We start from the raw sequence: 20012 nt of genomic DNA, 5'->3' as shown, positions 1-20012 counted from the left end.
CTCGTGCCGGGGCGGACCTGGACACCCGCGCCGGCGCGGGTGCCACGGACCGCGAGCCGGTGCGGGAGCAGGACCATGCCCGCGACCAGGACCTCGCCGACGCCCAGGCCGGGTCCCAGGACCAGACCCATGCCCGGGACCGGAGCGAGCACGCCGGGCCACGCCCCGGGGACATCGCACGCGCGGCGTTGCGCAGTGCGCGGAACGCACGGCAGGCGGGTGCCGACGGCACAGCGGGGGAGGGGGAGGCTCCTCGGGACACGGCGGACCGGTCTCGCGCCGCACAGGGCGGCCCCGTCGGGCCGGAGGTGACAGCGGACCCTTCGCCGGGCTCCTCCGGTACACCCGGCACTCCTGTCATCCCGCCAGAGGAAGCGGACCGGCCCGGCGAAGCGGCGGGGACCGCTCACCAGGGCGTTCCTGACGGAGCGACAGCCGCCGGCCCCGTGGACCACTCCGGCGACGCGCCGGATACTGCCACCGGCACGGCAACCACTCCCGGCGCAGCGACCACCTCCGCCCCGGCCCAGCCTCCCACCGGCCCGGCCCCCGCGACCGTCCCCGACACCACGGCCGGGGAGGACAGCAGGCCGGCGGATGCGGCGCGCGAGGCGTTGCGGGCGGCCCGTCGGCAGGCGAGGGCGGACACCGCGGCCAAGGGCGCGGCGGGCGCACGACGCCCTGCCCGCCCAGCCCCTCGTCCGCGCGGGACCGGCGGTTCCGCCACCGGCGAGGCCCGCGCCCGCGTCGTCCGGGACTTCGCCGCGGACGCGTTCCGTCTGCCCCCCGAAGCGGACCCCGCCGACGAGCTCCAGCCGCTCGAAGAGCCCACCGGAGCGACAGCCGTCAAGAGCCCCCAGGACGCGGTGACTTCCCTCACGGAGTCCGCCCCGGCCCCGGAACCCACCCTCACGCCGTCGCACGAGCCGCCCCCGCCACCACGGCAGGCGGCGCCTCACCCGGAGGCGCGAGGCCGGACTCCCTACCCCGTGCCACACGGTCAGTCCCCCTCCTCGCCCCCGGCGCCCCCGCGCGCCCCCCGCTCCATGGCCGCCCCCGACCGCGACGGCGATCTCCGTCGCACCTTCCCCGCCCTCCCGCCCCGGACGGCATCCGACGGCGGCTTCGCCGAGACCTGGTGGGGAAACGCGTGGGTGACCGCGCTGGAGGAGGGCGCGCTCGACCCTAAGCGGCTGGCACGCGGCCGCGGTTACGCCGAGCAGGGACACGTCGACGCCATCACCGTGACGCCCGGACTCGTCCTCGCCTATGTGCAGGGCAGCCGCCCGAGGCCGTACCGCGTACAGGTGCGGCTGCGCACACTCGGCGACGCCGACTGGGAGCGGTTCCTGGACACCGCCGCCGAGCGGCCGGGGCACATCGCCGCCCTGCTCGACAAGGAACTGCCCCATTCCCTCGCCGACTGCGGCGTCCCGCTGCTCCCCGGCCCCGGCGACCTCGCCCCGCAGTGCAGCTGCCCCGACTCCGGCCACCCCTGCAAGCACGCCGCCGCCCTCTGCTACCAGACGGCGCGGCTGCTCGACGCCGACCCCTTCGTCCTGCTCCTGCTGCGCGGCAGGGGCGAACGCGAGCTGCTCGACGCCCTGTCCCGGCTCAGCGCCGCCCGCGCGGCCCGCGCCGCCCAGGACAAGGGCCCGGCGCCCCTCCCGGGCATCCGGGCCACCGAGGCACTGGCCGCGCGGTCGCTCCCGCCCCTCCCGGCACCGCTGCCCGCGCCTCCGCACCCCGAACAGCCCCCCGCCTACCCGGCGGCACCGGGCGGCCCGGACCCCTTCGCGCTGGACCAGCTGGCCACCGACGCCGCCGCCCGCGCCCACGCCCTGCTCACCACGGGCCGCGACCCGGTCGGCGGACTGACGCTGTGGCAGGACGCCGTCCGCCACGCCGCCGCCCGCCCCGGCTCCGGCCTCACCGCCGGCACCCGCGCGCTGTACTCGTCCCTGGCCCGGGCCGCCGGCCGCAGCACCTCCGAGCTGGCGCGCGCGGTGGCCGCCTGGCGCCAGGGCGGCCTCGACGGCCTCACCGTCCTGGAGGAGCCCTGGGATCCGCCGGCCGGCCGTTTCGACCGCGCCCGCCCCCTGCTGCTCGCCGCCGACCTGCCCGCCTTCCGCCCCTGGCGCAACCACCTCACCCACCCCTCGGGGCACCTCCAACTCCGCCTGGGCCGCACCGGTCTGTGGTACGCCTACGAGTCCGAGCCCGGCCGTGACGACTGGTGGCCCCGTGGCACCCCCGACCTCGACCCGGTCGGCGCCCTGACGGGACTGGGCGGCGCCGGCGACCTCTGACCCGACCCGGGTGCGAAAGCGCGGAATACGAGAACTCGGCCTGGCTTCGTCGGCTGCCCTGGGCGTCTCCCGCAGGGACGCCCAGCGCGACATCACGCCGTGATACGCCGTTGGCGTCGAGTGCGGCGTGGTCACCCGGCAGGCAGGCCGACCACGAACCGCGCCCCGGGAGTGTGTCCGGGGTCGTACGTCACCTCGCCGCCGGCGGAGCGGGCCAGACGTCGCGCCAGCGGCAGTCCCAGGCCCGCTCCGCCGTGTCCGTCGCCGGGATCCGCGCGCCGGCCGGGCTCGAAGAGCTGTCCGGCGAACGGGGGCGGTACGCCGGGGCCGTCGTCGATGACGTCGATGCGTACGCCGTCGGGAGCGCGGTAGGCGCGAACGGCGATCTTGGAGCGGGCGTATCGGCCGGCGTTGGTCAGGAGCGGGCTGACGATGCGTTCGAGGAGGGCGGGTGGGACTCCGGCCTCCAGAGGTGGGCCGTCAGCGGCGACCGTCAAACGGGATGGCGTGTCGAGGACTTCGGTGAGGCGTCGCAGCGTGGGGAGGATCTCGGCGGTGCCGGGAGCGGTGGGTGCGCCGCCGCGGGCGTCGTCGAGGAGGGTGTCGCAGATGGTGCGCATGGACTGGGCGGCTTCCGCGATGACCTTGTGGGTGGCGTGGGTCTGGTCGGCGGTGCGGGGGTGGGTCTGCCACCAGTCGAGTTCGGCGATGATCCGGCTCAGGGGTGTGCGCAGCTCGTGCGAGAGTTCCCCGGTGAGCTGCCGCTCGTGGCGCAGGAGGGTGCGGATGCGGTCCAGTATGGCGTCCAGCGACGTACCGGGGCGCGCGAATCCGGCCGGGTGCCGCGTACGGCCGAAGCGTTCTTCGGATTGTCCAGATGCGGGTTCCCTGTCAGGCAGGTCTCACGCCGTGACAGGCCAGTCTTGTGGAGCGATCCGCGCGCTTCGACGGCAGAACCGAGGCCGGCACGTGAATGAGCCGGACCCGCCGCCGCGGGGCAGTAGGCGGGCACTGCCGAGGGAAGGACATTCGTGCATTTGTCCGGATATGTTTGCGATGGAGGGTCGGAAAGGGCCAGAGTCAAAGGGGGGACAGGAGGTGACCGTGACCGCTCTCGCGATGTTTCTGCTCGTCATCGGGGCGCTTCTGATCCTGCTTGGGACGGTCCTGGTCGTCGTCGGGGTCCTCGTGATCCTCATAGGGATGGCCCTGATCGCCGTTGCGGCCTTCCTGCTGATCCGGAGAGTGGTGAGGCGCCGACAGTAGACATGGCAAGGCCGAGGGGGGTGTCTGTGCGTTTGGTCAGGCGGTGCTGTGGTGTGACCTGCGCCCGAGGGTGAAACCGGAGAGGCGGGATCGGATGAGGCCCAACGCGTCGAGCTGCCGTTGACGCCTGGCTAGGCTGCGGGTCCTGTGATGAGGACGGCGGGCGCAGCCCCGCCGGGAAGCCGACGGGGCTGTTCCGGCATTTGCGTTTCACCGGATCACTGCAGCTCGGCACCGGGAGAGGACTCCGGAGTACGCCGCCGGCGCCGGTGCGTCATGCTGGGGCGCTGCCGATACGGGCTCGCCGCAGTGGCGCTCCTGCTCGGTGGAGACTGGCGAGTGCTTGCCGGTAGGAGGCGATCTGTCCGGTTTCCGGGTAATCGACTCCCAGGTCCTGGCAGTAGCGGCGGACGAGGGGCCGGGCCCTGCGCAGGTGCGGGCTGGGCATGCTGGGGAACAGGTGGTGTTCGATCTGATGGTTCAGGCCGCCCAGGGCGAGGTCGGTGAACCAGCTGCCGCGTACGTTGCGTGCGGTGAGGACCTGGCGGCGCAGGAAGTCGGGGCGGTCGTTGCCGGTCAGGATCGGCATGCCCTTGTGGCTGGGGGCGAACAGACAACCGAGGTAGAGGCCGAACAGGCACTGGTGGACGGCCAGGAACGCGATCGCCATGCCGGGTGGGAGGACGAGGAACACTGCGGTCAGGTAGGCGGCGGTGTGCCCGTAGAGCAGCGTGCCGTCCAGGACGCGGTTCTTCAGGGTGCGGTTGCCAAGTGCTCGCGCGCTGGAGACATGAAGGTTGACCCCTTCGAGCAGGAGCAGGGGAAAGAAGAGGAACGCCTGCCAGTGGCCGAGGAGCCTCGGCAGCCCGGTCGCGGTGCGGGCCTGGTCCTGGGACCACACCAGCAGGTCGGGGGCGATGTCGGTATCGAGGCCCTCGTGGTTGGGGTTGGCGTGGTGGCGGGTGTGTTTGTCCTGCCACCATCCGTAGTCCATCCCGATCGCGGCCCCGGCGATGCGACCGGCCGTCTCTCTGGGCCGGCGCCGACGGAAGACCTGGCGGTGGGCGACGTCGTGGGCGAGCAGAGCCGCCAGGCCGAACATCATGGCGAGGAACGCGGCGACCGCCAGGGTCCACCAGCCGGCGCCAATGACGACGAACGCGCTCCAGCCCCCGGCGCAGGCGACAGCCACGGCGATGGACCGGACGGTGCAGTAGCCGGGGCGCCGGTTCATCAGGCCGGCCTCGGCGATCTTCTTGGACAGGCGGGCGAAATCACTGCCGCCTGCGAGGGGAGGCGGGCGACGGGGAGGGGTGTGCGCGGTCATGCTGTCGGCGTGTCCTTCTTGGCTGACGGGCCGCATCCGGTCGGGCGGTGTACGCCGGATGCGATCCCGTAGCCGGGTAGCCGCATTCCTGCCTTCGGACCGGCACCCTGGTGCTCGCCGGCCGGAGCCTGCGGATATCGCCGGGCTGTGACGTCGTGAGGTCCTCCCCGGAGGGTGGCCGCTGTCGGTGAACCTGCCGCGCTGGCAATCGGGGCGAAGCGGCATGACAGGGATATAAGACACTAGCCTCGGGCCATGGTGACGCGTACCCGGCTGTATCACGACGGCACTCTGGTCCTGGAGGACTTTCCCGTCGGTGACGTCCCTGCGCATCTCGCTGATCCGGCGTCGGTCCTGTGGCTGGACCTGCACCGGCCCGGAGCCGCTGAACTCACCATGCTCGGTCAGGAGTTCGGCATCCACGAACTGGCTCTGGAGGATGCCGCCCAGCGTGGACAGCGGCCGAAACTCGACCGCTATCGCACCCACGAGTTCCTCAGCGCCTACGCCGTGACCGTCAGCCCGGACGGTGTGCAGCCGACGTACAGCGAGATCGCCGTATTCCTCACCGGCCAGGCCATGATCACCGTCCACAAGGACGACGGCCTCGACATCGAGGACGTCGTCGCCCGCTGGGACGAGAGCCCGGACCTGGCCGGCCACGGCGTCGGATTCCTGCTGCACGGCCTGCTCGACCATCTCGTGGACGGACACTTCGCCGCCGTCCAGCAACTGGACGACAGCATCGAGGAGCTGGAGGGCCTGCTCTTCGCGGCCGGGCGCCGTGAGATCGAAGCCGTGCAGCGCCGGGTCTTCGCACTGCGCAAATCGCTCGTCCGCCTGCGCCGCGTCGTGCTTCCGATGCGCGAGGTGGTCAACGGGCTCATGCGCCCCGGCCTGCACCTGATCACCGACCCTCTCGTCCCGTACTACCAGGACGTCTACGACCACGTGCTGCGTGCGACCGAGTGGACGGAATCACTGCGGGACCTGGTGGCCTCGGTCATGGAGACGAACCTCTCGGTCCAGGCCAACAGCATGAATCTGATCATGAAGAAGGTGACGAGCTGGGCAGCGATCATCGCCGTTCCCACCGCGATCACCGGCTACTACGGCCAGAACCTCCCCTATCCCGGTTTCGGCCACGAGTCGGGATTCATCACCTCCGCCGCCGTCATCGTGCTCCTGTCCGCATTGCTGTATCTGACGTTCAAGCACAAGGACTGGCTCTGACCGGCATCGGCACCCGCGACCAGGTCCCGAAGGCAGGAAACTCCCTGGTCATCCCGGGCTTTTCGGGCCGGTGAGCGGAGTAGTGTGAGGGCACCGGGAGTTTTTCGCGCACCGGCTCCGCTGCGGGTGCCGTTTCCGGCGATCGACAGCGCCGGGCCGCACCTACGAGCCCGGGGACAGGTCCGCGCCATGGCCGTGGCCATTGACCGTACGACATCGAGCAGGCGCACGCCGCCGCAGTCGGCCCGGCTGTCCCTGAGACCCGCGCCGGGCGGGCTGGACGGCATGTGGTGGCCTCGCTCCCGTGCCCTCACCCGTGAGCTGCCCACCCTGACGGCCGCACTGGGCGATCGCTGGGGTCGTATCACGGGTGTCACGGTGCACCCGGCCTACTGGCCCGTCCTGCCGCACTGGGTGTCCGACGCCGGGCGCACCGTGCAGGTGGACTGGTCCACCGAGGAGCAGGATCCGCACAGACTCACTCTCTTCTCCGCTGACGGCCGCCGGGACGTGCTGGTGATTCCGCCGGAAACCGGTGCTGACGCCGCCGCGCAGCTGATGGCCGGCGACGGCATCGATGTCCCGGTCCGGGAGCAAGCGGCAGACAGGATCGATGCACGAAACAGGGAGGAAGCCTGGGAGGCCGACGGCGGAGCAGGTCGGCCGTCGTCCCTGCCCCGGCCCATCGGCTCGGCGGGGCCTTCGCCCGCCGGTCGGCGGAGGTGAGATCCCGTGCTCGTCGTCGCCGTGGCCGTGCTGGTCGTCCTGATCGCCGTCGGAGTCGTTCTGATCCACCAGCTCAACGGTCAGCACGACGAACGGATCGCTGCCTTCCACTACAGCGATGTTCTGCCGGGGGTCGGGCGTCGGCCCCGGAGGCGCCGTCGGTCGACGGTGGACGCGAGCCTTCCGATGCGCCCCACCGCGACGGCTGCCGCGGATGACATCGACTTCGGCCCGACGGACGGCAGAGGAAGGCGCGTCATGGCGATATTGCGAGACCGGAAGACGTACCGCGAGAGGATCATGCAGGCTCTGTACCAGGCTGCCGAGGGCAATCGCCTCCTGGGCGTCGATGGGGCGAAGCTCCGCACCGACCTCGGCATCCCTGAGCAGGACATGGCCGCTGCCTGCATGTACCTGGCGGACGAAGGCTGGGTCGTCGTGGACTGGGGGAGGGGCAACACGCCCGCGATGATCACGTTGACGCACCAGGGGATCCGGCAGATGGAGACGGAGGAGGAAGGGCGTGGCTGAGCCGCCGCGTCGCTTTCTCGGACCGAAGCGAACCTTCACAAGGATTCTCTCTGTCGGACTAGTCCCTTTGGCGTAACGTGGAAAGCGGGTCGGCGCACGCTCACGTGCAATGACCCGGAAGGGCGGCTCCGGCGGGTATACGCCGGAGCCGTTGCCCGTTTCCGTGACCGCGCCGTGCGGTGAGGTGCTCGCGCGAGCGTCGTGCGGAGTACGGTGAGCGAGCAGGGTCGTACGCGGTCGCATGCTCTGCGGTCGCACTGACCTTTACGACGGGCGGACATCATGGCCGACTCGGACACCTCCGATCACCTCCCCCGGCTCCTGCCGGACGCCGTTCACCGGTCCGTGAGACCGGGGACGGCCCTGCTGAGGCTGGAGACGACGCACGCGCGCGAGGGAATACTGGACGGCGCATGGTGGCCGCGGTCCCGGGACATAGGTGCCGAACTCCCCTCGCTGATCTCCGCGTTGACCGAGCATCTCGGGCCCATCACTCGGGTCGGTCTGGACGGGAGCGCCTGGGACGGACTGCCGCCCCGGGTGATGGTCGACGGCCGAGTCGTCCACCTCGACTCCTTCCCGGTCGGTGACGACACCGTCCTCGTCACCCGGGGCGACCGGGACCATTTCTCCCTGTTGCTGGTCCCTCCGGACACGCCGCCCGACGCGGCACGCGCCGCGATGGCCAGGGCCGTCCGGGCCGACAACGTCACGGAGGCCGGACAGATCCTCATCGATACGGGCGGTGACTCGCCGCCTACGCCGGCCTGACACGTCCGTCGCGGATCGACTCTCCGTCGGCCTGGACCCTAGATGCGGGCGAACTTCTCGGTCTGCTGGGCGAATTCCTGAGCCATGGCGGCGCTGACCGTGGGCCTGGTGTCGCGGATCGTGTCCAGGTAGTCGTCGGTGGTGGGGGTGGTCCGGGTTCCGGTGTCGAACGTGCGCTCGAACTGAGCCTGGGAGACGGTTCGCGCCGCATGGGCGATGTCAGCGGGGGTGAACCCCTCGCTGGCGGACGCGAGTACCGCGCTGTCGGCCTGCGCCCCCGCTCGGGCCAGGTAGCTCTCCCACAGTGCGGTCCTGGCGGTGTGGTCGGGAGGGCCGATCGGAAGGACGTAGTCGAAGCGGCCGTGCCGCAGGAACGCGGAATCCAGCGTGGTGACGTTGTTCGTGGCGCAGACGAGCAGCCGCCCGTCCTGGCTACGGAACCGGACGATCGCTTTGAGCAGTTCGTTGACGACGCTGACAGCGGTCGCGTCCGCGCCGCCGCGTTCGCCGGCGATCTCCTCGACCTCGTCGATGAAGACGAGGACGCGGTCGAGCCGGGCGATCTCGTCGAAGCGCCGATTGAGCCCGGTCGCCAGGCCGTACTCGGCGGCCAGACGGGCGGGGAACAGTTCGAGGAAGGGCCATCCCAGGCGGCTGGCGATCGCGTGCGTGAACGTGCTCTTGCCGGTCCCGGGTGGGCCGAACAGCATCACCGCCCGTGGCAGTTCCACTCCGTGCTGGGCGGCCAGTTCGGGATGGGCCAGCGGCAGGACCAGGCGCCGCTCGATGAGCCGCTTCTCCCGTTGCATGCCCGCGACCTTCTGCCACAGTCCCCCCGGTGGCAGCTCCGCTCCGAGCGAGGACAGTGTGCCGGCCGACTGCGGGGTCACCGGCCCGCGCTTTTCGAAGAAGACCAGCCCGGGGCGGGCGCCGAAGTCGCAGTTGCGCAGGGCGGTGGCACCGGTCTCGCCCTCGGGCAGGGCGGCGTGCACCGCTCGGACGCCGGCGGCGAAGAGCCGTTGCTCAAGGGCGGTGACCAGGGCACTGCCGAGCCCGCGTTGCCGCCAGCCGGGCGCCATGCAGATGCGCAGGATCCATGCCCGTTCGCCCTCCACCCTGCTCACCGCGGCGCCGATCAGCACGTCGTCGGCCGTGGCCACCACAGCCGGGTGGCGGGCCTGGAGAGCCGTCACGGCGTCCGAGAGAGGAAAGAGCGGCGGCACCTCGGTCGTACCGCTCTCCATGTCGACGCGGATCAGCGCTTCGAGATCGTCCTGGGTGTAGTCCCTGACCCGCCAGCCCGTCATGATCAACTCCGCGTGTTCGGCCGTACTCCCATCATCAGCCGAGACCCGGAGGACGCGCGCGACCGGCGTCGGCCGCGAGTCCGCTCTCGTGGCACGGATCGCTCGCCCGCACCACCGCGGTACGCGGTGTTCGTGCGGGCCGGAGTCGGGTCATGCTGTGGTGCCGGGAGCGGTGCCGGCCGGACTGAGAGACTTGTCGGTGCGGCCGTTGCCGGCCAGTGGTGCTGCCGCGGCGGGTGCGGCGGCCGCGGTTTCCCGGGCGAGGAGGGAGCTGAGTTCGCCGATCGTGCTCATGAGGGGGGCCGGGAAGACGACGGCGGTGTTCTGGTCGGCGCCGATCTCCACCAGGCGCTGGAGATTGCGCAGTTGAAGCGCCAGCGGGTGGGCCCGCATGGTGTCCGAGACGTCTGCGAGCGCGGCCGCGGCCAGCGACTCGCCCGCCGCATTGATGATCTTCGCTCGCTTCTCCCGCTCCGCCTCGGCCTGGCGGGCCATGGCACGCTTCATGGTGTCGGGCAGCTGGATGTCCTTGATCGGGCGAGGAGCGGACCCTCTTTGTTGCCGCCCCGACTCGTGCCGCCTCCGCCGACACCGCTCCGGCTCTGATCGCCGATGCCTGGTGGCCCGGCTCCCGCGATCTGAAGGTGGAGCTTCCGATACTCAAGGGGAGCCGCGTGCGGCCCGAGCCGTCGCCCGTCGGACCTGACCCCGGTCACCAGTAGTGGCGTCGACCCGCGACGGCGTGTCCCATCGCGCCGAGGATCCACAGGATGGCTCCGACGACCGCCAGGATGATTCCGATGGTCCACAGGATGGATATTCCGGTGAGGAAGCCGATGACGAGCAGGATGATGCCCAAGACGATCATGGTATTTCCTTTGGGGAGTAGGGCCGGTCACCTGCGGACTGCGAAAGACCGCAGGGGCGTTGGGCAGGGGAACGGTCGGTCTCTTCCTTTACTCCGCACGGTGGGGCTTGCGGCGGGCGACGTGCAGGCGGACCTCGGTGGGCATGTCAGGGCGGCCGGTGGACCGGCGTGCGGTGCGGAGCGGGCCTGCGCAGAGGGCGCCGAGAGTGGCGCCGGGCGTGCCCTCGGGGGTGAGGGTGAGCCTGACGCGGGTGCGGTGGTGGGCGGGCCGGCCGGTGAGGCGTACGGCCGCGTGCTCGACCGTCGGCAGGGCGCCGGCTTCGGCCGCGATCGCGTCGCTGAGTGCGCGGTCGCGCAGTTCGACGCCCTCCTGTGGAGGTGTGCCACCGACGGGCAGTGTGCCGGGGCGGCGCCGGCTCAGCTGGGCGAGCAGCCACCACAGGGCGAGCAGGGCGGTGAGGGCGAGGGCGGCGATGACCGCGGGCCACCACCACCCTTGGCTGCTCCAGTGGGCCCGGTCGGCCGAGCCGAGCAGGACGTCGGCCGGGACGGTCAGGGGCCAGCCGGCGGGCGGGACCAGATCATGTCCCCGGTAGAGGTCGAACCCGGCGAAGAGAATCAGCAGTCCGCCGCCGAGCAGGACCAGTCCGGCGCAGGCCAGCAGGCTGCGGTTGAGCGCGGATCGCGGCGTCATGGTGTGAGCTCCGGTGCTACGGGTTTCGGTCAGTCGGTGCGTCGCCGCAGGCGTACGACGATGCGGGGAGGACGGGCGAGGGCCAGCCGGTCGAGTTCCTCGTCGAGGGCGGCGGTGAGGTCGTCCTTCACCCGCTGGGGATCGCGGAAGCGGACGCCCGCGCGGGCTTTGATGCGGTGGCGGCCTACCAGGACGTGCGCCCAGCCGACTCCGGGGACCCGCATCGCGGCGTCACGCAGCAGGTCGGCGGCCCCGTCACGGTCCAGGGAGGCCCGCAGCCGGGGGCAGCCCACGGGTGAGCGCAGGGGCAGCCAGTGCCGCAGGCCGGGGGTGAGGGCCAGGACGATCAGCCAGACACCGACGGCGGCGGCCACGGCGGCTCCCGTGAGCATCCACACGTCGTCCACGGGGCGGGTGGCCAGTTCGTCGGCCAGATGCCGTCGCCAGGCCGCCGCCGGGCGTCCCACTCGTACGGCGATGACGTCGACCAGCGCTGCGACCGCCGCCACGAGGATCACCGAGGCGACCAGCGCGGCCGGGATGCGGCGCGCGGACCACGGCCGGTGGGTTCGGTGCCCGCTCTCGCGCTCACCGGCCGTGCGATCAGGGCCGGATACGTCGCGTTCGGGTGGATCGGGCTCCTTCGTCAGCGGCACCGTGGCGCGGTGCGCGGACGGCGCCGAGCCGCGCGCAGGAGGACCGGGGTCGGCTGTCATCGCGCTCCTCCTTCCTGCTCGGCGTGCCCGGCGCCCCGTGCCCCGGGGCCGCTCACCGGACCCGCCCCCGGCTCGCCCCGGCGGCGGTCACCAGCCGTCGGACGGTGAGGGTGACCTCCCCGACACGCAAGCCGGTCAGCTGGGCCACCCGTTCGGCGACGTCCTGCTGGATCCCCTCACAGACTTGGGGGATGTCGGTGGGATAGGGCAGGTCCAGGGCCAGGTGCAGGCGCACCGACCCAGTACGGACGGCGGCGGACGCGCTCGGCGCCGCCGGCCCGCCCCGGTCCGGTGGTACGGCTGCACGCCGCGACTGGGCCGTGCGGGCCGCCTGCGTGGCGATACGGGCGACCACCCTGTCCGGGATGACGGTGGCACCCCGCTCGGCCGGGGGCGGCAGGCCCGCGGCCGGCGCCGGTGGGCCCGACGCCTCACCGGGGGCACCGGGCCGGGTCTTCATCGCCGCCTCCGCTCCCGGACGTCGAGGTCGCCCTGCACGACGAGGCCGACGATCAGCCCCGCCGTACCCAGGACCAGCACCAGCAGAAAGGCCCAGAAGCCGCCGAAATAACCGGCGAAGCCCAGGGCCATGCCCGCCGCGAGGCCCGTCGTTGCTGCGTTCATCATGCACTCACCCGTCTCGCGCACGTACGTCACCGTGCGCGCGATCTACCGCGCCCTCACCGGGCCCGGTGTGGATCACCTCACGCGGCCCTCGTCCGGTGCGGCCTCTTCCTCCTCGTCGGGCAGGTGGACGTCGTCGACGGCGATGTTCACCTCGACGACCTCCAGGCCCGTCATCCGCTCCACGGCGCTGATGACATTGGTGCGGACGGCGCCGGCGACGTCGACGATGGAGACGCCGTACTCGACGACGACATCCAGGTCCACGGCGGCCTGACGCTCGCCGACCTCGACCTTCACTCCTCGCGCGACGCCTCCGCCTCCTCCACCGGGAACGCGTTCCCGCATGGCGCCGAAGGCGCGGGCCATCCCCCCGCCCAGGCTGTAGATGCCCGGTACCTCGCGGGCGGCCATGCCCGCGATCTTGGCCACCACGCCGTCCGCGATGGTGGTCTTCCCCCGTGTCTCCGCCGGAGCCCCGGCCCCGGTACGGCCCTTCAGCGCGCTCACGCCCGCATCCGGCCTGCCGCCCCCGCCGACGCTGGTGATGTTCTCCGTCATGGCGGTCGCCTCGATCGGTCGGTCGGACACCCGTGTGGCACCCGTCAAAGGGTTGGACATATCGAGCGCCGCAATCCTCACGCGCATGGCGTGTGACGTGAGTCACAAATGTCCTCTGGGTACTCGGGCGGTCCAAGCCTCGTGCGGGGGCGTCATGAGCAAACACGCTGTTTCTCCATCGCCGGCACGCGACCTGCCGGATCGCGACCTGCCGGACGCGCTGCTGGCCGTACAGGCGGCCGAGGGGGACGAGGACTCCTTCGCCGTCCTCGTCCGGCGGCACGGCTCGTCCCTCCTCACTCTGGCCCGCTGCATGCTCGTCAATCCGCAGGATGCCGAGGAGGCCGTTCAGGACGCCTTCGTCAGCGCCTGGCGGCGACTGCCGGAATACCGCCACAGCGCGGAGTTCGGCACCTGGATGTACCGGATCACCGTCAACCGATGCCTGACCCTGCGTCGGCGCCGACCGCCGCCCCTGTCGCTGGACGCCGTCGTCGAGCCCGCGGCGGGAGACGCCTGGAGCCAGCCCGCCCGGTGCGCCGAACAGGACGCGGCCACTGCCGCCCTGTCCCGTGCGCTCCGCGATCTGGACGCCGGGCAGCGGCTCTGCTGGGTCCTGCGGGAGGTGCAGGGCCTGTCGTACAAGGAGATCGCCCACGTGACACGGGCCACTGAGCCGACCGTGCGCGGCAGGCTGTTCAGGGCACGCCGATCCCTGCAGGAGGCGATGGGCCCATGGCGCTAGACGACCCGCACCCGCGGCCCTCAGACCCGCCCGAAGCCGACGGGCCCCCGTTCGAGGGCGATGAGGTACTCCCTTGCGGCCGCCTGCTCAGCCGGGTCTGGGAACAGGAGTATGACGCGCTGCCGGCCACGGACCCGCACACCGTCTCCTGTCCGTACTGCCGCGAGGCAGTCGAGGCACTGGCCACGGTGAACGCGGCCACCCGCGCGCTGCGCGCCGAGCACGCACCCCGCCTGCACGCCCTCACCGACCGCGTCATGAACATCGTCAGGGCAGAGGTACGGCTCGGGCGGCTACTGCCTCTGGCAGACCCGGACCGGGACCTGCGGATCGCCGAGAGCGCCGCGGCGAAGGCCCTGCGGCGGGCCGTGGACACGGTCCCCGGTGCCAGGGCGGCGGGCTGCCGCCTCGCACCCGAGGGGGAGGGCACCGACGTACGGGTGACCATGACCCTGGCTGCCGCTCTCGACCGTCCGCTGCCCGACCGGGTCCACCAGGTACGCCAAGCGGTCCTCCACTCCGCCGGACAGGACCTGGGTCTCGCCGTGTCGGCCGTCGACATCACCGTGGTCGACGTACTGGAGCCGTGGCCGCCCCGCGGCCCCGGTCTCACGACCGGCCGGGGCACGTGATGACCGCCACCGGCACCACCGCGCTCCTCGGCGTCGCGGCCGAGGCGGCCCTCGCGGTCCCTGGCGTGGCCGGCCTGCAACCCCGTCTCGCCCACCGCCTCGCGGCAGCCGCGCCCACCCGGGCGAGCACCTGGCCCCACCGAACGCCGTTCGAGGCCGGCGTTCGCGCCGACCGGGCGCCGGGCGGTTCGGGATGGCACATCGAGGTGCGCTGCGTCCTGACCGGGGGACGGCGGGCGCTGGACATCGCCCGGAACGTCCACGACCGGGCGGCTGCCGCCGTCATCGCCCACCTCGCCACCCACGGTGTAGCGGAGCCGGTCACCGTCTCGGTCACGGTGACCGGTGTCGCCGCCTGACAAGACGCGGCATGAGCAAGGCGCGGGCACGGACCCCGCGAACCGTCGCTCCGCCGCCTCCTGCGCTGACTGCGGCGACGGGCGGCCGGCGCCTCGTGCTCCGTTCAGCCCATAGCCGCAACGGTCCGTCGGCCCCAGACGAGGAGTACCCTGGTGATTACCGAGAGCATTCCGTACACCGGCTTCCACGCTGACGTCGTTCTCGGCGATTCACGACAACTGGGTCGGCCAGGTCGGCCCGGGGTTGGGTCCGTGCCATGACCGCGACTGTTCTGTTGACGCCCGCGGACGAGGACCGGACTCCTTGTTCGTCGCCCCTGCGACTCGTCCTGGCACCCCTCGGAACCGCTCCGGCACTGATCGACGGTGCCTGGTGGCCCCGCTCCCGCGACCTGATGGCGGAGCTTCCTGCACTCATCGCGGTCCTCGACCCACTGTGGGGCCGGATCACCCGGGTAACGGTGAATCCGACGTTCTGGCCCGTCATCCCGCGAAAAGTGCCCGTTGACGGGCACGTGGTGCACGTCGGCTGGTTCGAGGCCGAACAAGACCCGCACAAGCTGCTCCTGCTCTCCTACACCGTCGGCCGCTGGGACCTGCTGGTCATACCGCCGGACACAGAACCGGCCACCGCGGCCCGGCTCATGGCCACGGCCACCGACCCGTCGCGCAGCCTCACGGCGACCGGCCTGATCCATGAGGGCGAGCGCTTCCGGACCGTGGCAGAGGAAGCGACCGACCGGGACTCGCTCCGGGAGGCGGTCTGGGACTCCGAAGGCGGACATGCCGCACGTACCCCTGCCGCAGAGGCATCGAGCACGCCGAGCACGTACCCACCCCGGCAGTAGGGAATGTGACAGGCAGGGAGAACGTCACCACGGTGGGCATGCGGCGGTGCGGCTGCTCACCACGCACAGATAGCCGCCCTAGTGGACTCCGATTGCCCGCGCATCCCCCGAGGTGACCAGCCGACCCTGCCCTTGGAACAGCCGACCCTGCGCCTGGAACAAGAGCTTCTGAACTGGCCGTTCGCCTTTCCGCGCGCGAGTACGACCGGGTACCGAGCGCAGGATGAGCACGCACCGGTTCGGATCATCAGAGCGAGGGGCGGAGCCGCTCATGAGCGGCTCCGCCGGCCAGGTGGAGAACCCCGTCAGGACTTGGAGCTGGGTCGACCGGGAATGTGGCTGAGAATGGACTTGGAGAAGCCGCCGTCGACGCAGACATCTTGGCCAGTGACGTATCCCGCCAGCGGGCTGACAAGAAACTCGATCACGTTCGCGATATCCATCGGGTCGCCAATCTTCGACAATGGGATGATTTCTTCCCGCGCCTTCTTGACCTCGGGATCGAGATACATCTTTTCGGTCATCTGAGTGCGAGTCATGCCCGGGGACACCACGTTCACACGGATCCCGTCAGGCGCCCATTCGAGCGCGAGCGTCTGAGCCATCATCGTGAGCGCAGCCTTGGTCGGGCTGTAGGCACCCGATCCGGCATGGGGGAGCTGGCCGGACATTGAAGAGGTGAAACAGGCGGCCCCTCGGCTGTCCTTCAGGTGCGGGTAGCTTGCCTTGGCAAGTAGCCATGCTCCGCGAAGGTTGACGGAGAACATGTCGTCCCAGTCCTCGAGGGAGAGATCCTTGAGTTCGCCGGGATTGGCGATTCCGGCATTCGCCACCAGCGCGTCCAGGCCGCCGAACTCTTCGACCGCAGCGGCTACCAGCTGACCGGGCACGTCGGGGTCGCCCAGGTCTCCGGTCAACGCAATGGCTTTGCCGCCCATCGACTGGATCGACCGGACGACCTCGTCCTGCCGATCGTTCGACGTAAGGCCGGAGACCGCGACCATCGGCTTCTCGCCGCGGGCAAGCGCCGCCTCTGCGAGCCTCAGGCATGCAGCCGCGCCGATGCCGCTGCTTCCGCCACTGACCAGTACCCTCATTGCACTCTCTCCTTGTACATTCCCAGCGGGAATTGCGGTTCGATTCGCCCTCGGAGTCGCCCTGGACCTTGAGGCGCTGAAATCATTGTCCGATATCCCAGCCCTCTTCCTTGAGGTCGCGCATTGCCTTCGCGAACACTTCGAGGGTGTCCTCCTCGCGGATGATTTCGAGCACGACGTTCTCCACCCCGATTGTGTCGTGGACCGCCTTGCCCAGGCCGTTCCAATCGATCACCCCGGTGCCGATGGGGGCGTGACCCCACGTTTCTGTGCCCGTGTCGGAGATGTGCATGAGCGCAATCGATCCGTGGTGCGAGCGCAGGCTCGATACGGGATCCTCCCCGATGTACGCGGCGTTCGCGACGTCGTACACGATCTTCAGCGCGTCATCGTTGACCGTGTCGACGATGTCTGCCAGCTCCTCGATCGTGGGAGCAAAGCAGTAGGGCGTGTTCTCGAAGAGGAGTCGCTTTCCGGCCCGTTTGGCCAGCGGGATCAGCTCTTCCAGGCTCTCGTGCATCCATCCGTGGACGCTCTCGAGTGAGGGGGAGATCATGGGACGCCGCGTGCCGGGGGAGATGACGACTTCCGGGACATCCCAAGCCACCGCCAGGTCGACCACCGACGCGATGTGCTCGATGCTCTTCTGGCGCATGCTGGCGGCGGGACTGGCCAGATTGATGTCGTATCCGCCGGCGTTCAGGGATCGGATTTTGGCGTCGTTCTTGTTGAGGGCTGCCAGGGATTCCGCACGTTCGGAGTCGGAGATCTCTACCGGCCAGCAATGCGGCGAGCTGATGGGGACCTCGAAGGTGTTGTACCCGTTCTGGGTCAACTCGGACATTGCATCGATGGCCGTTGTCGACCAAAGGTACGAAAAAGTGTTGATGATCATGAAATTTCCGTTCGATCTTCGAGGTGTCCCCATCGCGTGCTCGGGAGCAGGGACGGCTACGGCCGGGGCTCCTTGTGCTGTTCACGGGCTGAACCTGCGGCAGTGGACGAGTCCTCGCTCATGACGACGGCGATGGTGTCGGTCGCGGAAACGATCTTCCGCGGGGCTCGGCTGCCGGTCTCCGGGATCGTGAAGTAGACGATGAGGCACAGGGCGACGACGACGATCATGTAGATCGCCACGAACATGGGCCGTCCGGCGCCGACGAACGCGGACGCGATGAGGGGTGCGGTACCGCCGAAGACGGCGATGACGATCTGATGGGCGAATCCGATTCCGGAGACGCGGACCGAGGCGGGGAACAACTCCGCCTGGATGGTGGGGTAGACGGCCTGCCAGATTCCGAGGACCAGCCATCCCGAGGCGGTGACGACGAGGTAGACACCAAAGCCGGGCACCTGCAGGAGGAGCAGCAGCGGATAGAACAGGACGATCATTCCGGTGGCGCCGATGATGGGGAAGATCTTCCGGCGACCGAGACGGTCGGAGAGGTAGCCGGTGACAGGAACGACGACAACCAGCAGGGCAAGGCCGATCGTGCTGCCCGCAAGGCTGGAGGACAGGTCTCGGCCCGAGGTGAGGTTGGCGTAGGTGGGCAGGAACGTCGCCCAGGTGTAATAGGCCACGGCCGGAGCGGACAGGGCGGCAGTCTGCAGGATCGCCTTGGGGTGTTCGCGGAGCAGCTGGAGGAGCTTCGCGGGTGCGGACTTCTGCTCGCCGTGCGTGCTGGCTTCGAACTCCGGGGACTCGTCCGAGCGGGCGCGGAGGATGAGTCCGACGATGCCGACCAGACCACCGAGGACGAAGGGGATCCTCCATCCGTAGGACGCCAGGGTGTCGGCGTCGAAAGCAGAGGTGACGGCGGCTGCGGCGCCCGTCGCGGCGAGGGTTGCCAGCCCGCTGGCCATGTTGGTGAAGGAGCCGAAGAGCCCGCGCCGGTTGGCTGGAGCGTGTTCCACCATGTACGCGATGGCGCTCTGGCCCTCGGTGCCGGCGGAGACGCCCTGGAGGATGCGGGCGACGACGAACAGGATCGGTGCGAAGTAGCCGATGGTCGCGTACGAGGGGGTGAGCCCGATGATCAACGCGCCGAGAGCCATCCCCGAGACCCCGAGGGACAGAACGCGTCGGCGCCCGTACCGGTCGGCAAGCGGGGAGATGATGATGCCGCTCAGGGGCCGTACGACGAACCCGATGGCGTAGGTGAGGAACGAGGCGATGAGGGACGCGAACTGGGAGCCCGACGGGAAGATCTGCGCGGAGAAGACAGAGGCGAGAAGGCCGTATATGTACCAGTCGTACCACTCGACAAAGTGCCCGATGGTCCCGGCGACCAGGTTACTGGCCCGTCCCTTGGGCGGGACAGGCTCTGAGCCGTCGAGGGTGGATGTACTGGCCGCGCGACGTGAGGCCGTCATCGAATTCTCCTTTGAATTTGGGCGCGAGTGGGCATCCCCACGCCTGGGCCGGGGGTCGCTGAACCTGTATGTAGAAGGGGTGTCTGGCCGACTAGGCGGAGAGGTCCTCGTCTGCGAGGAGGTACGTGTAGCTCGGCCAGCTACGGGAGACGTCGGCCGCGGCCGCGAGCAGGGGCGGCGAGAGCTCGGCCATGCGCGCTCGGGTCATGCGTACGGAGGGGCCCGCGATGCTGATCGTCCCGGTGGCCTCCCGGCCCGGTCCGGCTCCGCGGATGGGAGCCGCCACGGCACTGATGCCGAGGTCCATCTCCTCAACCGTCGTGGCGTACCCACGGATACGGACCTCGGCGAGCTCGGCTTCGAGCGCGGACCGGTCGAGGGGGGACCTGGGGGTGACGTCGAGATGGCTCTCGTGCGCGAGCACGGTCTCGACTCGGTCCGGAGAAAGAGTGGAGAGCCACGCTTTCCCGGACGCGGTGGCGTGGGGGACCGCGTCCTGGCCCATGACGGGGTCGATGCGGAGGGAGGAGTTCGCTCCTTGGGCCTTGGCGATCCACTTCAAGGAATCGTTGGTGACTACCGCCAGGCGAACGAGCTCCTCACACTCCGCCGCGAGCGAGTCCAGGCTTCGCTGGGCCCACGTCCCCACTCCTGACGAGGACAGCTGGCGAAGTCCCAGGGCGCCGAGGCTGTGAGTGGCGAAGTAGCTGGAGGTGCGGGGGTCCTGATCTACGTAACCCGCGTCGGCCAGGGCGGCGAGGAGACGATGAACGATGGCCTTGTTGGTGCCGAGGCGCTCAGCGATGTCCGTGATGCGGCGGCCTTCGGGGTACGGCGCCAGCAGTTCGAGCACACGCATCGCATTCACGACGCCATCGGCCAGTGCCATGTTCTCGTCTCCTCGCCATCGTGGATCCAAGTCCGCGGGATTTGTAACGCTGTTACGAACGCTGTTACGAAACGTCACACGCGATCGCCCCAGCTGTCAAGAGTTGCCGTCATCCTGATCGTCGGACCCCGAACGC

23 protein-coding genes and 1 pseudogene are annotated in these 20012 nt (G+C 70.4%); 10 read left to right on the top strand and 14 right to left on the bottom strand.

The window, feature by feature from the left end; genetic code table 11:
* Positions 1-188 precede the first annotated feature (188 nt).
* The gene (locus tag ACIRG6_RS16140; protein ID WP_403323157.1) at positions 189-2309 is read left to right on the top strand and encodes an SWIM zinc finger family protein; all 2121 of its coding nucleotides are present in this window, start codon (positions 189-191) and stop codon (positions 2307-2309) included.
* Positions 2310-2440: 131 nt separating this feature from the next.
* Here the strand turns inward: ACIRG6_RS16140 and ACIRG6_RS16135 are convergent.
* A pseudogene (locus tag ACIRG6_RS16135) lies at positions 2441-3178 on the bottom strand (sensor histidine kinase); the annotation flags it as partial.
* A gap of 235 nt (positions 3179-3413) precedes the next feature.
* Here ACIRG6_RS16135 and ACIRG6_RS16130 point away from each other — a divergent pair.
* Positions 3414-3575, top strand: coding sequence for a hypothetical protein (locus tag ACIRG6_RS16130; RefSeq protein WP_364679023.1), 162 nt, complete (start codon positions 3414-3416; stop codon positions 3573-3575).
* A 274-nt stretch (positions 3576-3849) separates the two neighbouring features.
* Here ACIRG6_RS16130 and ACIRG6_RS16125 read toward each other — a convergent pair whose 3' ends face one another.
* A complete protein-coding gene (locus ACIRG6_RS16125; RefSeq protein ID WP_364820921.1) occupies positions 3850-4902 on the bottom strand; it encodes a fatty acid desaturase family protein in 1053 nt (350 codons plus the stop codon).
* A 255-nt stretch (positions 4903-5157) separates the two neighbouring features.
* Here ACIRG6_RS16125 and ACIRG6_RS16120 point away from each other — a divergent pair, with 255 nt between their 5' ends.
* From ACIRG6_RS16120 to ACIRG6_RS16105, 4 genes are all read left to right on the top strand, one after another.
* A complete protein-coding gene (locus ACIRG6_RS16120) occupies positions 5158-6135 on the top strand; it encodes a magnesium transporter CorA family protein (RefSeq protein WP_403323065.1) in 978 nt (325 codons plus the stop codon).
* Positions 6136-6324: 189 nt separating this feature from the next.
* A complete protein-coding gene (locus tag ACIRG6_RS16115; protein ID WP_364679031.1) occupies positions 6325-6861 on the top strand; it encodes a DUF5994 family protein in 537 nt (178 codons plus the stop codon).
* Positions 6862-7119: 258 nt separating this feature from the next.
* Positions 7120-7392, top strand: a complete 273-nt coding sequence (locus ACIRG6_RS16110) for a hypothetical protein (RefSeq protein ID WP_360663174.1) — start codon at positions 7120-7122, stop codon at positions 7390-7392.
* Positions 7393-7674: 282 nt separating this feature from the next.
* Positions 7675-8163: a DUF5994 family protein gene (locus tag ACIRG6_RS16105; protein WP_364679034.1), complete on the top strand. Its 489-nt coding sequence runs from the start codon at positions 7675-7677 to the stop codon at positions 8161-8163.
* A gap of 38 nt (positions 8164-8201) precedes the next feature.
* On the opposite strand, the gene ACIRG6_RS16100 is transcribed toward ACIRG6_RS16105, so the two are convergent.
* The 8 genes from ACIRG6_RS16100 to ACIRG6_RS16065 all read right to left on the bottom strand — a co-directional run bounded on the left by ACIRG6_RS16100 (position 8202) and on the right by ACIRG6_RS16065 (position 12933).
* The gene (locus ACIRG6_RS16100) at positions 8202-9470 is read right to left on the bottom strand and encodes an ATP-binding protein (protein WP_364679036.1); all 1269 of its coding nucleotides are present in this window, start codon (positions 9468-9470) and stop codon (positions 8202-8204) included.
* Positions 9471-9620: 150 nt separating this feature from the next.
* The gene (locus tag ACIRG6_RS16095; RefSeq protein ID WP_364679039.1) at positions 9621-9965 is read right to left on the bottom strand and encodes an SPFH domain-containing protein; all 345 of its coding nucleotides are present in this window, start codon (positions 9963-9965) and stop codon (positions 9621-9623) included.
* 217 nt (positions 9966-10182) lie between these two features.
* On the bottom strand, positions 10183-10338 hold the full coding sequence (locus tag ACIRG6_RS16090) for a DUF6131 family protein (RefSeq protein WP_165951485.1): 156 nt from the start codon (positions 10336-10338) through the stop codon (positions 10183-10185).
* Between the two features lie 88 nt (positions 10339-10426).
* A complete protein-coding gene (locus ACIRG6_RS16085; protein ID WP_403323060.1) occupies positions 10427-11032 on the bottom strand; it encodes an alkaline shock response membrane anchor protein AmaP in 606 nt (201 codons plus the stop codon).
* A gap of 29 nt (positions 11033-11061) precedes the next feature.
* Positions 11062-11748 (bottom strand): DUF6286 domain-containing protein, encoded by a 687-nt coding sequence (locus tag ACIRG6_RS16080; RefSeq protein WP_403323057.1) that lies wholly within the window; start codon positions 11746-11748, stop codon positions 11062-11064.
* A 52-nt stretch (positions 11749-11800) separates the two neighbouring features.
* Positions 11801-12208 carry an Asp23/Gls24 family envelope stress response protein gene (locus ACIRG6_RS16075; RefSeq protein ID WP_364679050.1) on the bottom strand — a complete coding sequence of 136 codons (408 nt, stop codon included), beginning with the start codon at positions 12206-12208 and terminating at the stop codon, positions 11801-11803.
* Positions 12205-12375, bottom strand: coding sequence for a hypothetical protein (locus tag ACIRG6_RS16070; RefSeq protein WP_364679125.1), 171 nt, complete (start codon positions 12373-12375; stop codon positions 12205-12207). The genes ACIRG6_RS16075 and ACIRG6_RS16070 overlap by 4 nt, the downstream gene beginning before the upstream one ends.
* 72 nt (positions 12376-12447) lie before the next feature.
* Positions 12448-12933 (bottom strand): Asp23/Gls24 family envelope stress response protein, encoded by a 486-nt coding sequence (locus ACIRG6_RS16065; RefSeq protein ID WP_364679120.1) that lies wholly within the window; start codon positions 12931-12933, stop codon positions 12448-12450.
* Between the two features lie 154 nt (positions 12934-13087).
* Here ACIRG6_RS16065 and ACIRG6_RS16060 point away from each other — a divergent pair, with 154 nt between their 5' ends.
* From ACIRG6_RS16060 to ACIRG6_RS16045, 4 genes are all read left to right on the top strand, one after another.
* Positions 13088-13678, top strand: a complete 591-nt coding sequence (locus ACIRG6_RS16060) for an RNA polymerase sigma factor (protein WP_364679053.1) — start codon at positions 13088-13090, stop codon at positions 13676-13678.
* Positions 13669-14310 (top strand): hypothetical protein, encoded by a 642-nt coding sequence (locus ACIRG6_RS16055; RefSeq protein WP_364679055.1) that lies wholly within the window; start codon positions 13669-13671, stop codon positions 14308-14310. The genes ACIRG6_RS16060 and ACIRG6_RS16055 overlap by 10 nt, the downstream gene beginning before the upstream one ends.
* Complete coding sequence (locus ACIRG6_RS16050) at positions 14310-14669, top strand: hypothetical protein (protein WP_364679057.1); 360 nt, start codon at positions 14310-14312, stop codon at positions 14667-14669. Before ACIRG6_RS16055 ends, ACIRG6_RS16050 begins: the two co-directional genes overlap by 1 nt.
* A 257-nt stretch (positions 14670-14926) precedes the next feature.
* A complete protein-coding gene (locus ACIRG6_RS16045) occupies positions 14927-15517 on the top strand; it encodes a DUF5994 family protein (RefSeq protein ID WP_364679060.1) in 591 nt (196 codons plus the stop codon).
* A 305-nt stretch (positions 15518-15822) separates the two neighbouring features.
* Here the strand turns inward: ACIRG6_RS16045 and ACIRG6_RS16040 are convergent, their stop codons facing one another.
* The 4 genes from ACIRG6_RS16040 to ACIRG6_RS16025 all read right to left on the bottom strand — a co-directional run bounded on the left by ACIRG6_RS16040 (position 15823) and on the right by ACIRG6_RS16025 (position 19876).
* Positions 15823-16614 carry an SDR family NAD(P)-dependent oxidoreductase gene (locus tag ACIRG6_RS16040; protein WP_364679063.1) on the bottom strand — a complete coding sequence of 264 codons (792 nt, stop codon included), beginning with the start codon at positions 16612-16614 and terminating at the stop codon, positions 15823-15825.
* Between the two features lie 82 nt (positions 16615-16696).
* Positions 16697-17509: a sugar phosphate isomerase/epimerase family protein gene (locus ACIRG6_RS16035; RefSeq protein ID WP_403323054.1), complete on the bottom strand. Its 813-nt coding sequence runs from the start codon at positions 17507-17509 to the stop codon at positions 16697-16699.
* Between the two features lie 56 nt (positions 17510-17565).
* Positions 17566-18987, bottom strand: a complete 1422-nt coding sequence (locus ACIRG6_RS16030) for an MFS transporter (RefSeq protein WP_364679069.1) — start codon at positions 18985-18987, stop codon at positions 17566-17568.
* Between the two features lie 91 nt (positions 18988-19078).
* Complete coding sequence (locus tag ACIRG6_RS16025) at positions 19079-19876, bottom strand: IclR family transcriptional regulator (protein WP_364679072.1); 798 nt, start codon at positions 19874-19876, stop codon at positions 19079-19081.
* Positions 19877-20012 lie beyond the last annotated feature (136 nt).

Origin of the sequence: Streptomyces flaveolus, from assembly GCF_044765825.1 — a bacterium.
Taxonomy (GTDB): domain Bacteria; phylum Actinomycetota; class Actinomycetes; order Streptomycetales; family Streptomycetaceae; genus Streptomyces; species Streptomyces flaveolus.
Note: the sequence above shows the minus strand (reverse complement) of the source record. Positions and strands in the feature narration are given on the sequence as shown.

Excerpts from the sequence above, each read along its gene's own strand:
- ACIRG6_RS16065 (WP_364679120.1), bottom strand. The coding sequence starts at position 12,933 with ATGACGGAGAACATCACCAGCGTCGGCGGGGGCGGCAGGCCGGATGCG.
- ACIRG6_RS16050 (WP_364679057.1), top strand. The coding sequence starts at position 14,310 with ATGACCGCCACCGGCACCACCGCGCTCCTCGGCGTCGCGGCCGAGGCG.
- ACIRG6_RS16105 (WP_364679034.1), top strand. The coding sequence starts at position 7,675 with ATGGCCGACTCGGACACCTCCGATCACCTCCCCCGGCTCCTGCCGGAC.
- ACIRG6_RS16125 (WP_364820921.1), bottom strand. The coding sequence starts at position 4,902 with ATGACCGCGCACACCCCTCCCCGTCGCCCGCCTCCCCTCGCAGGCGGC.
- ACIRG6_RS16085 (WP_403323060.1), bottom strand. The coding sequence starts at position 11,032 with ATGACGCCGCGATCCGCGCTCAACCGCAGCCTGCTGGCCTGCGCCGGA.
- ACIRG6_RS16100 (WP_364679036.1), bottom strand. The coding sequence starts at position 9,470 with ATGACGGGCTGGCGGGTCAGGGACTACACCCAGGACGATCTCGAAGCG.
- ACIRG6_RS16060 (WP_364679053.1), top strand. The coding sequence starts at position 13,088 with ATGAGCAAACACGCTGTTTCTCCATCGCCGGCACGCGACCTGCCGGAT.
- ACIRG6_RS16040 (WP_364679063.1), bottom strand. The coding sequence starts at position 16,614 with ATGAGGGTACTGGTCAGTGGCGGAAGCAGCGGCATCGGCGCGGCTGCA.
- ACIRG6_RS16080 (WP_403323057.1), bottom strand. The coding sequence starts at position 11,748 with ATGACAGCCGACCCCGGTCCTCCTGCGCGCGGCTCGGCGCCGTCCGCG.
- ACIRG6_RS16030 (WP_364679069.1), bottom strand. The coding sequence starts at position 18,987 with ATGACGGCCTCACGTCGCGCGGCCAGTACATCCACCCTCGACGGCTCA.
- ACIRG6_RS16120 (WP_403323065.1), top strand. The coding sequence starts at position 5,158 with ATGGTGACGCGTACCCGGCTGTATCACGACGGCACTCTGGTCCTGGAG.
- ACIRG6_RS16025 (WP_364679072.1), bottom strand. The coding sequence starts at position 19,876 with ATGGCACTGGCCGATGGCGTCGTGAATGCGATGCGTGTGCTCGAACTG.
- ACIRG6_RS16035 (WP_403323054.1), bottom strand. The coding sequence starts at position 17,509 with ATGATCATCAACACTTTTTCGTACCTTTGGTCGACAACGGCCATCGAT.
- ACIRG6_RS16045 (WP_364679060.1), top strand. The coding sequence starts at position 14,927 with ATGACCGCGACTGTTCTGTTGACGCCCGCGGACGAGGACCGGACTCCT.
- ACIRG6_RS16095 (WP_364679039.1), bottom strand. The coding sequence starts at position 9,965 with ATGGCCCGCCAGGCCGAGGCGGAGCGGGAGAAGCGAGCGAAGATCATC.
- ACIRG6_RS16070 (WP_364679125.1), bottom strand. The coding sequence starts at position 12,375 with ATGATGAACGCAGCAACGACGGGCCTCGCGGCGGGCATGGCCCTGGGC.
- ACIRG6_RS16075 (WP_364679050.1), bottom strand. The coding sequence starts at position 12,208 with ATGAAGACCCGGCCCGGTGCCCCCGGTGAGGCGTCGGGCCCACCGGCG.
- ACIRG6_RS16055 (WP_364679055.1), top strand. The coding sequence starts at position 13,669 with ATGGCGCTAGACGACCCGCACCCGCGGCCCTCAGACCCGCCCGAAGCC.
- ACIRG6_RS16115 (WP_364679031.1), top strand. The coding sequence starts at position 6,325 with ATGGCCGTGGCCATTGACCGTACGACATCGAGCAGGCGCACGCCGCCG.
- ACIRG6_RS16090 (WP_165951485.1), bottom strand. The coding sequence starts at position 10,338 with ATGATCGTCTTGGGCATCATCCTGCTCGTCATCGGCTTCCTCACCGGA.
- ACIRG6_RS16110 (WP_360663174.1), top strand. The coding sequence starts at position 7,120 with ATGGCGATATTGCGAGACCGGAAGACGTACCGCGAGAGGATCATGCAG.